This is a genomic window from Asanoa sp. NPDC050611 (assembly GCF_040654855.1).
Lineage (GTDB): Bacteria > Actinomycetota > Actinomycetes > Mycobacteriales > Micromonosporaceae > Asanoa.
Genome location: NZ_JBFAIU010000223.1, coordinates 1 through 12,635 on the forward strand (window position 1 = coordinate 1; position 12,635 = coordinate 12,635).

Annotated in this window: 9 protein-coding genes and 1 pseudogene; 7 read left to right on the forward strand and 3 right to left on the reverse strand. The window is 72.2% G+C overall.

Going from position 1 to position 12,635, the window contains the following annotated elements:
- Nucleotides 1-401: helix-turn-helix domain-containing protein (locus tag AB0H87_RS28015; RefSeq protein WP_360151863.1), on the reverse strand; the 401-nt coding region annotated here is incomplete at its 3' end.
- Nucleotides 402-543: 142 nt separating this feature from the next.
- Here AB0H87_RS28015 and AB0H87_RS28020 point away from each other — a divergent pair.
- Nucleotides 544-1,572 (forward strand): COX15/CtaA family protein, encoded by a 1,029-nt coding sequence (locus AB0H87_RS28020; protein ID WP_360151866.1) that lies wholly within the window; start codon nucleotides 544-546, stop codon nucleotides 1,570-1,572.
- Nucleotides 1,573-2,361: 789 nt separating this feature from the next.
- Here the strand turns inward: AB0H87_RS28020 and AB0H87_RS28025 are convergent.
- Nucleotides 2,362-2,694, reverse strand: coding sequence for a hypothetical protein (locus AB0H87_RS28025; protein ID WP_360151869.1), 333 nt, complete (start codon nucleotides 2,692-2,694; stop codon nucleotides 2,362-2,364).
- A 217-nt stretch (nucleotides 2,695-2,911) separates the two neighbouring features.
- Nucleotides 2,912-3,844 carry a heme o synthase gene (locus AB0H87_RS28030; RefSeq protein ID WP_360151872.1) on the reverse strand — a complete coding sequence of 311 codons (933 nt, stop codon included), beginning with the start codon at nucleotides 3,842-3,844 and terminating at the stop codon, nucleotides 2,912-2,914.
- 254 nt (nucleotides 3,845-4,098) lie between these two features.
- Here AB0H87_RS28030 and tkt point away from each other — a divergent pair, with 254 nt between their 5' ends.
- From tkt to pgl, 6 genes and pseudogenes are all read left to right on the forward strand, one after another.
- A complete protein-coding gene (gene tkt / locus AB0H87_RS28035) occupies nucleotides 4,099-6,234 on the forward strand; it encodes a transketolase (protein WP_360151875.1) in 2,136 nt (711 codons plus the stop codon).
- Between the two features lie 14 nt (nucleotides 6,235-6,248).
- Entirely contained in the window at nucleotides 6,249-7,391 is a 1,143-nt protein-coding gene (tal, locus tag AB0H87_RS28040; protein ID WP_360151878.1) for a transaldolase, read from the forward strand.
- A gap of 95 nt (nucleotides 7,392-7,486) precedes the next feature.
- Entirely contained in the window at nucleotides 7,487-9,082 is a 1,596-nt protein-coding gene (locus tag AB0H87_RS28045) for a glucose-6-phosphate isomerase (protein ID WP_360151887.1), read from the forward strand.
- Nucleotides 9,083-9,099: 17 nt separating this feature from the next.
- Nucleotides 9,100-10,617, forward strand: a complete 1,518-nt coding sequence (gene zwf / locus AB0H87_RS28050) for a glucose-6-phosphate dehydrogenase (RefSeq protein ID WP_360151881.1) — start codon at nucleotides 9,100-9,102, stop codon at nucleotides 10,615-10,617.
- Nucleotides 10,614-11,567, forward strand: a pseudogene (locus tag AB0H87_RS28055) (glucose-6-phosphate dehydrogenase assembly protein OpcA); the annotation flags it as partial. The gene zwf and the pseudogene AB0H87_RS28055, both read left to right, overlap by 4 nt.
- Before the next feature lie 253 nt (nucleotides 11,568-11,820).
- Nucleotides 11,821-12,594 carry a 6-phosphogluconolactonase gene (gene pgl / locus AB0H87_RS28060; protein WP_360151884.1) on the forward strand — a complete coding sequence of 258 codons (774 nt, stop codon included), beginning with the start codon at nucleotides 11,821-11,823 and terminating at the stop codon, nucleotides 12,592-12,594.
- The last annotated feature ends 41 nt before the right edge of the window (nucleotides 12,595-12,635 follow it).

Here is a 12,635-nt window from a genome sequence, read left to right on the forward strand (position 1 = left end):
GGTTCACCCGCATCGACGAGGTCGCGAGCCGCGCCGAGCTCGAGGCGATCGTCACCGGCTACGCGGCGTCGGGCGATCCAGCGCAGCGCCGCGGTGGCCATGTTGTCGTAGGTGTGCCGCCCGCAGCGCAGCCGGGCGGCGTCGGTCAGCGTGAACACCTTGGCGGGGCGCCCCCGGCCCCGGCCGGCCCGCACCGGGCGCTGGCGGGTGACCACGTCGCCCTCGGTGAGCAGGGCGTCCAGGTGCTTGCGGATGGCGGCCGGGCTGAGCCGCAGGGCCTCGCCGAGCTCGGCGGCGGTGGCGGTGCCCCGCTCCAGCAGCAGCCGGAGGACCCGGTCACGGGTGCGCCGATCCGCGGGGACGACCGGGGAACCGGTCGTCTCCTCATGCGGAGGGAGCATCGCCGCGTTTTTCACTACGACAACGTTACGTATTTCAGCCGGGCGGAGCAAACCGGCGCGCCAGTGATCGACATCACCGCCCGTATGTCCGGATCTGGGGGCGAACACCGATCTCTCTCCTACATTACGTAGGATCTCGGCCGTGATCCCCCTGATCCGCCGCCTGGCGCTGGCCAACATCATCGCGAACGTCGCCATCGTGGTCACCGGCGGGGCCGTCCGGCTCACCGGCTCGGGCCTGGGCTGCCCGACCTGGCCGCGGTGCACCGACGCCTCGTACACGCCGACCGGCGAGATGGGCATCCACGGGGTGATCGAGTTCAGCAACCGGATGCTCGGCTGGGTCGTCGGCCTCGTCGCCTTCGCCGTGCTGGTCGCCGCGTTCCTGCACTTCCGGCGCACCCGCACCGCGCGGACCCGGGGCCTGATGCTGCTGGCGCTCGGCGTGTTCCTCGGCATCCCCGCGCAGGGCGTCGTCGGCGGGATCACCGTGCTCACCGACCTCAACCCGTGGGTCGTCGGCCTGCACTTCCTGGCCTCGATCGGCGTGCTGGTCGCGTCGTACGCCCTCTGGCGCCGCACGATCGACGGCAAGGCCACCCGGACCGTGGTCCCGGGCCCGTTGCGCCAGCTGGTCCAGGTGCTCACCGCCGTCTCGCTCGCCGTGGTCGTGCTCGGCGTGATCGTGACCGGCTCGGGCCCGCACGCCGGCGACGTCGACGCCCACCGCACCGGCCTCGACCCGGAGACCATCGCCCAGGTCCACGCCGACGTCGTGTTCCTGCTGCTCGGCCTCACGCTGGCGGTCTGGTTCGCGGCGCGGGCCACCGCCTCCCCGCGTACCGCCCGGGCCGCCCTGGTGCTGCTCGCGATCGAGCTCTCCCAGGGCGTCATCGGCTTCGTGCAGTACTTCACCGGGCTGCCGGAGATCCTGGTCGGCCTGCACATGCTCGGCGCGACCGTGGTCTGGCTGGCGACGCTGTCGGTGCTGTGGTCAACCCGCGGCGGCGGCGATGGCCCGGGCGAAGCGCTCGGCGGCACCGGCGGCGGTGCCGAAGAACAGCGAGGGCTCGGTGAGCTCCAGCTCGATCAGCAGCGGGCTGCCGTCGTCGCCGGGGATCAGGTCGACGCGCGCGTAGAGCAGCCGGTCAACGCCGCCGGGGATCGCTGACAGCGCCCGTTCCGCGACCGCCAGCTCGGCCGCCGTGGCCTGCCGCGGCGTGATCGTCTCCTCGCGGTAGAGCCCGTCCACGCCCTCGTCGGGGCCGGCCAGCAGCGCGCCCTTGGTGGCGGCGTGGCTGAACCGCAGGCCGTCCGGCCCGCGCAGGAAGACCAGTGCCGCCTCGCCGGCGGTGTCGACGGCGCTCAGGTACGGCTGGACCAGCGCGGTGCGGCCGGCGCCCACGAGCCGCTCCAGGTGCGCGTCGAAGGCCCGCCGCTCCGCCGGGTCGCCCAGCCGGTAGCGGCCGGCGTCGACGCTGCCGGCACCGATGGCCGGCTTGAGGATCACGTCGGTCGCCGTGCCCGCCCAGGTGCCCCCTCCGGGCTCGACCCAGTCGGTCGGGATGATCGGGACCCCGGCGGCCGCCAGCTCGCGTAGGTAGCGCTTGTCGGTGTTCCAGGCGACGACGTCCGGCGGGTTCGCCAGGTTGCCGAGGTCGGCCGTCCAGGCGACGAACTCCGCCCGGCGCGGCGCGTAGTCCCAGGCCGAGCGGAGCACGACGAGGTCGTACGCGGCCCAGTCGACGCCGGCGTCGTCCCACACGGCCGGCTCGGCGGCGACGCCAAGGGCGGCCAGCGGTGCCAGCAGCAGGCGGTCGTCGTCCTCGAGGTCAGGAATTTGATCGCAGGTAACAAGAGCGACCCGGGATGTCTCCCGGGCCGCTTCCTGGTCGTGGGTGGATGTGGTGGTGGTCAACTCCATGCTTTCCCGCGGTGAAGTGGGGGTGGGACCGCGCGCCTAGCGCGACAGGGTGCGCCGGGCCATCGACCGCCACAGGTCGTTGCTCGGCCGCATCTGGTCCATCAGCTCCCGCTCCCACTCGTTCTCGACGGTGACCCCGGCGCTCACACACGCCGCACGGGCCACGTCCGTGCCGTCCGCGAACTGGTCCGCCCAGGTGCCGTCCGCGCCGACGAGGACGATGCGGGCGCCGCGCTTGCCGACGTATTCGACGACCGCCCTCGCGCCGCCGTGCTCGGCGGCGAACGACCGGATCCCGGTCACCAGACCCTCGGGGGTCGCGGTGGCGGGCTGATCGGTCGTGAGCGTCGTATCGGAACCATCTGCCATGTCGGAGAGCGTAAGCACGCCTACCGGATTCCGCCTGCCATCCGATCGTGTTTTGTGACTCCTGTCATCGGCTGATTTAAGACAGGCCACAGAAACTTTGCGAGACGAAAGTACGACATATGCGGTTAAGTTCGGATGACATCTCGGACAACTCTGGTCCCCCGTCGGTGGCGGCGGCCCAGAACGGCTCAAATTCGGCGTGTCTGGCCCAAAACCGTCAGAGCAGCGCGTCGAGCGCGACGGCCAGCGAGACGATCGTCAGGTACGTGATCGACCAGTGGAACAGCCGCATCGGCTTGAGCGGCTCGCCCGCCTTCGACCGGCCCACCAGCCGGTGCGCCTCGACCAGGAACGCCGCGCCGCTGACGACGGCGGTCACGCCGTAGAGCGGGCCCAGCCCCAGCGGCCAGGCCGCCAGCGAGGCCGCCACGGTCAGCCAGGTGAACAGCACGATCTCCCGGTTGACCCGGGCCGCCGAGCGCACGACGGGCAGCATCGGGATGCCGGCCCGGGCGTAGTCGTCCTTGTAGGTGATCGCGAGCGCGTAGAAGTGCGGCATCTGCCAGAAGAACACCACCGCGAACAGCGCCCAGGCCAGCGGCGACAGGCCGCCGGTGACCGCCGCCCAGCCGATCAGCACCGGCGCGGCACCGCAGGCGCCGCCCCAGAACGTGTTCTGCGGCGTGGTCCGCTTGAGCCAGAGCGTGTAGACGAGGTCGTAGTAGGCGATCGCGGCCGCGGTCAGCCCGGCGGCCAGCCAGTTGGTGAAGCCCGCCATCAGGCCGACCGAGACCACCGCCAGCACCAGCCCGAACACCAGGACGCTCTGCGGCGCCAGGGCGTGGGTCGGCAGCGGGCGCCGCTTCGTGCGGCGCATCAGCTGGTCGATGTCGCGGTCGATGTAGCAGTTGAGCGCGTTCGCGGCGCCAGCGGCGAGCGTGCCGCCGACCAGCACCACCACCATCGTCGACAGCGGCGGGATGCCCTTGGCGGCGAGCATCATCGCCGGCACGGTCGTGACCAGCAGCAGTTCGATGATGCGCGGCTTGGTGAGGGCGACGTAGGCGCGGACGACGGCACGGGGGTCCCGCCGCGCGGGCACCGGGACCGGCCCCGGCACCAGAATCGGCGACGGACGCTCCGTGACCATGCTCAAGGCCGTGTCCACCTTCCCGCGGGGCTCGTCGTCGGACCGCCGCAGGCGGTCAACAGAACGATCGACAGCGTACGCGGCGCGTATCCGCGCTGATCGGCGACCCGACGCGGTGCGGCGAGAACCACCCGGCAAGTGTCTTCCGCCCCACAACACGATCCGCAGGGCGAGATCCGGCGGCAGGTGTTTAGCACGGGTCGCTAGGGTCAGAGGTGAGGGACCGGAAACACTCGCCGAGGAGCGCATACATCGTGCCTGCCAGCAACTCAGAGCAAGCCTCATTCACCTGGTCCGAGCTGGACCGTAAGGCCGTTGACACGATCCGCGTCCTGGCGATGGACGCGGTCGAGAAGGCCGGCAACGGTCACCCGGGCACCGCCATGAGCCTCGCGCCCGCCGCTTACCTGCTGTTCAACCGCGTGATGCGGCACGACCCGACCGACCCGCACTGGCCGGGCCGCGACCGGTTCGTGCTCTCGGCCGGGCACAGCAGCCTGACGCTCTACATCCAGCTCTACCTCACCGGCTACGGCCTCGGTCTCGAGGACCTGATGTCGCTGCGCCAGTGGGGCTCGCTGACCCCGGGCCACCCCGAGCACGGGCACACCAAGGGCGTCGAGACCACCACCGGCCCGCTGGGCCAGGGCATCGGCAACGCGGTCGGCATGGCGATGGCCGCCCGCCGCGAGAAGGGCCTGTTCGACGCCGAGGGTGACGGCGGGTCGCTGTTCGACCACAACGTCTACACGATCGTCTCCGACGGCGACATCGAAGAGGGCATCAGCCACGAGGTCAGCTCGCTCGCCGGGCACCAGCGGCTGGGCAACCTCGTCGCGATCTGGGACGACAACGAGATCTCGATCGAGGACGACACCCGCATCGCGAAGAGCGAGGACGTCGCGGCGCGCTACGCGGCGTACGGCTGGCACGTCCAGACCGTCGACTGGCGCACCGGGCACGCCGACGAGGGCGACTACCGGGAGGACCCGGAGGCACTGTGGCGGGCGATCGAGGCGGCGAAGGCCGTCACCGATCGCCCGTCGTTCATCGTGCTCCGCACCATCATCGGCTGGCCGGCGCCCAACAAGCAGAACACCGGCAAGATCCACGGTTCGGCGCTCGGCGCCGACGAGGTCGCCGCGACCAAGAAGGTGCTCGGTTTCGACCCGGCCAAGAGCTTCGACGTCGCGGCCGAGGTGCTCGAGCACACCCGCGCGGCCGTCGCCCGCGGCCAGGCCGACCACGCCGAGTGGGACAAGGCGTTCGCCACCTGGTCGAGCAACAACCCGGACCGCCGGGCGCTGTTCGACCGGCTGACGTCGCGGGCCCTGCCGGCCGGCTGGACCGACGCGCTGCCGGTGTGGAAGGCCGACCCTAAGGGCATCGCCACCCGGGCCGCCTCCGGCAAGATCCTGGAGGCACTGGCGCCGGTGCTGCCGGAGCTCTGGGGCGGCTCGGCCGACCTGGCCGAGAGCAACAACACCACCATGAAGGGCGAGCCGTCGTTCGTCCCCGCCGAGCACGCCACCAAGGAGTTCCCGGGCGACGAGTTCGGCCGGACGCTGCACTTCGGCATCCGCGAGCACGGCATGGGCGCGATCCTCAACGGCATCGTGCTGCACGGCGCCACCCGCCCGTACGGCGGCACGTTCCTGGTCTTCAGTGACTACATGCGACCGTCCGTGCGGCTCGCCGCGCTGATGAAGCTGCCGGTCACCTACGTCTGGACGCACGACTCGATCGGCCTCGGCGAGGACGGCCCGACGCACCAGCCGATCGAGCACCTGACCGCGCTGCGGGCCATCCCGGGCCTCGACGTGGTGCGCCCGGCCGACGCCAACGAGACCGCGTGGGCGTGGCGGATGGCGATGGAGCACACCGACCGGCCGACCGCACTGGCGCTGACCCGCCAGGCGCTGCCGACCATCGACCGCGAGCGGTACGCGCCGGCTGACGGCGTCGCCCGCGGCGGCTACATCCTCTCCGAAGCGTCCAACGGGCAGCCCGAGGTGATCCTCATGGGCACCGGCTCCGAGGTGCAGCTCTGCCTGACCGCCCAGGAGCGCCTGGAGGCCGCCGGCACGCCCACCCGGGTCGTCTCGATGCCGTGCCAGGAGTGGTTCCGGGCGCAGGACGAGGCCTACCGCCAGACGGTGCTGCCGAACGCGGTCAAGGCCCGGGTCAGCGTCGAGGCCGGCATCGCCATGTCGTGGCGCGACCTCGTCGGCGACCTCGGCGAGAGCGTCAGCATCGAGCACTACGGGGCCAGTGCGCCCCACACGGTGCTCTTCGAACAGTTCGGATTCACCGCCGACCACGTCGTCGCGAAGGCGCACGCCTCGCTGGCGCGGATCGGCGCCATCACCGGCACCACCACGGGCAACTGAGGGAGCGAGAGACCATGACCGACCGGCTGGCCGAGCTGTCCGCCGCGGGCGTCGCCGTTTGGCTCGACGACCTGTCCCGCGTCCGGCTCAGCACCGGCACCCTGGACCAGTTGCGCCGCGAACAGCACGTCGTGGGCGTGACCACCAACCCGACGATCTTCGCCAAGGCGCTCGCCGACGCGGACGCCTACGACGGCCAGGTCCAGGACCTGGCGACCCGCGGCGTCTCGACGGAAGAGGCCGTCCGCATGCTCACCACGTACGACGTGCGTTGGGCGTGCGACGTGCTGCGGCCCGCGTACGACGCGTCCGACGGCGTCGACGGCCGGGTCTCGCTCGAGGTCGACCCACGGCTCGCGGGCGAGACCGAGAAGACCATCGCGGAGGCCAAGGGCCTCTGGTGGCTGATCGACCGCCCGAACGCCTTCATCAAGATTCCCGCGACCGAGCAGGGGCTGCCCGCGATCACCGCGACGCTGGCCGCCGGCATCAGCGTCAACGTCACGCTGATCTTCTCGCTCGACCGCTACAGCCAGGTGATGGACGCCTTCCTGGCGGGCATGGAGCAGGCCAAGGCCAACGGCCACGACCTGACCAACCTGGCGTCGGTCGCGTCGTTCTTCGTCTCCCGCTTCGACACCGAGATCGACAAGCGGCTCGAGAAGATCGGCAGCGACGAGGCGAAGGCGCTGCGCGGCAAGGGCGCGGTCGCCAACGCGCGGCTGGCGTACGAGCGCTACTCCGCGGTGTTCGCCGGCGAGCGCTGGCAGCGCCTCGCCGACGCGGGCGCCAAGCCGCAGCGGCCGCTCTGGGCGTCCACGTCGACCAAGAACCCGGACTACCCGGACACACTCTACGTCCGTGACCTGATCGCACCGGGCGTCGTCAACACGATGCCGGAGTCGGTGATCCACGCCTGGGCCGACCACGGCGAGACCGAGGCCGACACGGTCACCGGCAACTACGACGACGCCAAGCAGGTCATGGCCGACCTCGCGCGGGTAGGTATCGACCTCGACGACGTGTTCGACACGCTGGAGCGCGAGGGTGTCGAGAAGTTCGCGGCGAGCTGGCAGGAGCTGATCGACGGCGTCGACAAGTCGCTGAAGGCGGCGGCCGCCGGCTCGACGAAGCCGAGCGACGCGGCGAAGGGATAGCGGTGAGCACCTACGGGTTCGGGTCCGACGGGGTCCCGGAGAACGGCGACGACCCCGGTCCGGCATTCGCCGACGGCGTCGTCGCGGCGGCCGGCATCGCGGTGTACGGCGCGGGCAGCGCCGACGCCACCGCGACCCGGGCGTCGCTGGTCGGCGCCGACGTGCCGGCCAAGCTCGTGGCCAAGGACGCCACGCTCTGGGGCCCGGACGCCGAGGCCGAGGCGAAGATCCGGCTGGGCTGGGTCGACACCTTCCGGCGCAGCCGGGAGCTGCTGCCCCGGCTGGCCGAGCTGCGCACCGAGCTCGCCGACCTCGACCACGTGGTGCTCGCCGGCATGGGCGGCTCGTCGCTCGCGCCGGAGGTGATCACCCGCACGCTCGGCGTCGAGCTGACGGTGCTGGACACCACCGACCCGGCGCAGGTCCGGGCGGCGCTGGCCGACCGGCTGGAGCGCACGCTGGTCGTGGTGTCCAGCAAGTCCGGCGGCACGGTCGAGACCGACAGCCACCGGCGGGCCTACTGGCAGGCGTTCCTCGACGCCGGCATGTCCGAGGCCGAGGCCGGGCGCCACTTCGTGGTCGTCACCGACCCGGGCTCGCCGCTCGAGACCAGCGGTCGCGAGATGGGTGCCCAGGTGTTCCTGGCCGACTCCGAGGTGGGTGGGCGCTACTCGGCGCTGACGGCCTTCGGCGTCGTGCCGACCGCGCTGGCCGGCGTCGACGTGGCCGAGCTGCTCGACCAGGCCGAGGAGCTGCTGCCGGCGCTGCCCGAGGAGAGCGGCAACCCGGGCCTCGCGCTCGGCGCGGCGCTCGGTGCGGCCGCCGTCGCGGGTCGCGACAAGGTGGCGCTGGTCTCCGACGGCACCGGCATCGTCGGCCTCGGCGACTGGGCCGAGCAGTTGATCGCCGAGTCGACCGGCAAGGACGGCAAGGGCATCCTGCCCGTGGTGATCGAGTCCCCGGACAGCCCGGGCGCGCACGGCGACGACGTGCTCACGGTCACGGTGGGCGGCGCACAGCCGCCGGCCGGCGTGCCCGGCGGCGGCGTGCGGCCCGACGTGGCCGTCAACGGCCCGCTCGGCGCCCAGTTCCTGGCCTGGGAGTTCGCCACCGCGGTCGCCGGCCGCGTGATCGGCATCGACCCGTTCAACCAGCCCAACGTGACCGAGTCGAAGAACAACACGACCCGGATCCTGGCCGAGGGGCTGCCGGACGAGTCACCGTCCTTCACCGAGGACGCGATCGAGGTGTACGGAGGCACGGGCGACAGCCTCGCCGCGGTGCTCGGCGACCTGGTCGACGGCATCGCCGCGCACGGCTACCTCGCGGTGCTCGCGTTCCTCGACCGGGTCGGCGACGCGCGGGTCGAGCAGGTGCGGGCGCTGCTCGCCACCGCCGCCGGCAAGCCGGTGACGTTCGGTTGGGGACCGCGCTACCTGCACTCGACCGGCCAGTACCACAAGGGCGGTCCGCAGGTCGGCTCGTTCCTGCAGATCACCGGCGCCGTGGTGGACGACCTGGAGATCCCCGGCAAGCCGTACGGCTTCGCCGAGCTGCAGGCGGCCCAGGCGGCCGGCGACCGCAAGGCGATGACCGACCGCGGCCGGCCCGTCGTCCGGCTGCACCTGTCCGACCGGGCCGCGGGCATCGACCAGCTGCTACGCGCGTTGGCGAGCCTCCCAGCCCGCTAGGACCCACTATTGGAGTTGTGGTGAACCCGCTGCGTGATCCGCAGGATCGGAGACTGCCGAGGATCCCGGAGCCGTGTGCTCTGGTGATCTTCGGCGTGACCGGCGACCTGTCTCGCAAGAAGCTGTTGCCGGCCATCTACGACCTGGCCAACCGAGGGCTGTTGCCGCCTGGCTTCGTCGTGCTCGGGTTCGCCCGCCGTGACTGGGGCGACGGCGACTTCGAGTCGCTGGCGATGGAGGCGGCCAAGCGCGGCGCCCGCACCCCCTGGCGCGAGGAGGTGTGGGCCCGGCTGGCCGGCAACATCAAGTTCGTGCCGGGCGCGTTCGACGACGACGAGGCGTTCGACCAGCTCGCCTCGACGCTCGACGAGCTGCGGGACTCGCACGGCATCGCCGGCAACGCCGCGTTCTACTTCGCGATCCCGCCACCGGCGTTCCCGACCGTGCTCAAGCAGCTCGCCCGCACGGGGATGGCCGACAACCGCAAGTCCGGCGGCTGGCGCCGGGTAGTCGTCGAGAAGCCGTTCGGCAACGACCTCGCCTCGGCCAAGGCGCTCAACGGCCTGGTCGACGACGTCTTCACCCGCGACGACGTGTTCCGGATCGACCACTACCTCGGCAAGGAGACGGTCCAGAACATCCTGGCCCTGCGGTTCGCCAACAACCTGTTCGAGCCGCTGTGGAACAGCAAGTACGTCGACTCGGTGCAGATCACGATGGCCGAGGACGTCGGCATCGGCACCCGGGCCGGCTTCTACGACGCGGCCGGCGCGGCCCGCGACGTGCTGCAGAACCACCTGCTCCAGCTGATGACGCTGGTGGCGATGGAGGAGCCGACGAGCTTCGACGCGGCGGAGATCAGCACCGAGAAGCTCAAGGTGCTCCGCGCGATCACGGTGCCGCAGGACATCCGCGCCGAGACGGTGCGGGGGCAGTATCTCCCGGGCTGGGTCGGCGGCGAGCGGGCGGTCGGCTACCTGGAGGAGAAGGACGTGCCGTCCGACTCCACCACGGAGACGTACGTCGCCGCGCGGCTCGGCGTGCAGAACCGGCGGTGGGCCGGCGTCCCGTTCTACCTGCGCTGCGGCAAGCGGCTCCCGCGCCGGGTCACCGAGCTGGCGATCATCTTCAAGAAGGCGCCGCATCTGCCGTTCAACCCGTACGACATCGAGATGCTCGGCGCCAACCAGCTCGTCATCCGGGTCCAGCCCGACGAGGGCGTGGTGCTCAAGTTCGGCTCGAAGGTGCCCGGCACGACGATGGAGGTCCGCGACATCGCGATGGACTTCGAGTACGGCGCCGCGTTCACCGAGTCCAGCCCCGAGGCGTACGAGCGGCTGGTGCTCGACGTGCTGATCGGCGACCGGACCCTGTTCCCGGACGCGGCCGAGGTCGAACAGAGCTGGCGGGTGATCGACCCGCTGGAGGAGGCGTGGGCGGGCACCTCACCCGAGCCATACCGGGCCGGCGAGTGGGGGCCGCACGCGGCCGACGAACTGCTGCGCCGCGACGGCCGGCACTGGAGGCGGGCATGATCGGGCTGTGGGACACCACCGGCAACGAGGTGGTCAAGGCGCTCGCCACCGAGCGCCGCTCGGCCGGCGGCGTGGCCAGCGGCATGGCGCTGACGCTGATCGTCGTGGTCGACGAGAAGCGGGTCCGGGAGGCCGAGGCGGCCGCGACGATCGCCGCCTCGATGCACCCGTGCCGGCTGCTGATCGTCGTCCGGGCCGACGTCGAGCGCCCGAGCAACCGGCTCGACGCCGAGGTGGTCGTCGGCGGCCGGCTCGGCCCGTGCGAGGCCGTCGTCATGCGGATGTACGGCCGCCTCGCGCTGCACGCCGAGTCCGTCGTCATGCCGCTGCTCGTGCCGGACGTGCCGGTCGTCACCTGGTGGCACGGTGAGCCGCCGGAGCGGATCGCCAACGACTTCCTCGGCGTGGTCGCCGACCGCCGGATCACCGACGTCTCGCAGACCGCCGACCCGGTCGCCGCGCTGCGGCAGCGGGCCAAGGACTACGCACCGGGCGACACCGACCTCGCCTGGACCCGGATCACCCCGTGGCGCACGCTGGTCGCGTCGGCGTTCGACACGACCGAGGAGCGCCTGGTCGGCGCCACCATCGAGGCGTCCGACCACGACCCGACCGCCGCGCTGATGTCCGGCTGGCTCGCCGCCCGCCTCGACATCAAGCCGCGCTGGGAGCAGGACGACAAGTACCGGATCATGCACTCGGTCTGCCTCGTGGCGGCCAACAGCGACCGGCTGTCGCTGATCCGCGAGCAGGACACGGCCACCTTCACCCGGACCAACCAGCAGGAGCGGGTGCTGCCCCTGGTGCGCCGGCCGCTGGGCGAGGAGCTCGCCGAGGAGCTGCGCCGCCTCGACCCGGACCAGGTCTACGCGGCGGCGCTGAGCGCGATGTCCGGCGAGACGGGCCTCGACACCCGCCCGGCCCACCGCGTGCACGTCTGGAAGGACCCGGTGACCGCCGGCCACTCGCCCGGCCTCGGCCCCGGCATCGTCGGCGGCGGCCCACCCACCCAGGTGGAGGACATGCCGCCACGGACGGGCGACCGGGTCGTCCGCCCCGCGTCGGCGGGCGCCGGCACCGCACAGGGCTCGGCGCCGACCACCCCGTCATCGGCCGAAGGCACGAACGGATGAGCGAGCGTAGCGAGCGCGGCCAGCTCAGTGAGCCTCGCTCTTGCTCCGCCGACCGCAGGGAGGCGGCGGCATGAGCGAGACCAGTGTCATCGTCCACGCTGATCCCGACGTGCTGGCCCAGGCGGTGGCGGCGCGGCTGGTGGTCACCCTGATCGACGCACAGGCCGAACGCGGCGCCGCGTCCTGGGTGCTGACCGGTGGCCGGATCGCCGGCGCCGTGCACCGCGCGGTCCGCGACTTCCCGGCCAGCGACGCGGTCGACTGGAACCGGGTCGACTTCTGGTGGGGTGACGAGCGGTTCCTGCCCGCCGGGCACCCGGACCGCAACGAGACCCAGGCCCGCGAGCAGCTTCTCGACGTGCTGCGGGTGCCGGCCGAGCGGGTGCACGCGATGCCGCCGTCGGACGGCCCGGACGGCAACGACCCGGAGGCGGCGGCGGCCCGCTACGCGCAGGAACTGGCCCGCGCGGCCCGCCCGGGCACGGCCCCGCTCCCCCACTTCGACGTCCTCATGCTCGGCGTCGGCGAGGACGGCCACGTCGCGTCGGTGTTCCCGGAGCACCCGGTGGCGTACGAGACGCGCCCGGTGAGCGCGGTGCGCGGCAGCCCGAAGCCGCCGCCGGTGCGTACGACGCTGACCCTGCCGACGATCAACACCGCCGATCAGGTGTGGCTGGTCGCGGCCGGCCCCGACAAGGCCGGCGCGGTGGGCATGGCGCTGACCGGTGCGGGCCCGGTGCAACTGCCGGCGGCGGGGGTGCGCGGCGTCAACCGCACGATCTGGCAGCTGGACAGCGCGGCCGCGACCCAGGTCCGCCGCACGTTCCGCAGTGTCCGGAGCTAGTTACCCTGTGTGATAACGAAAGGTGCGGCCGCTGAGCGGCC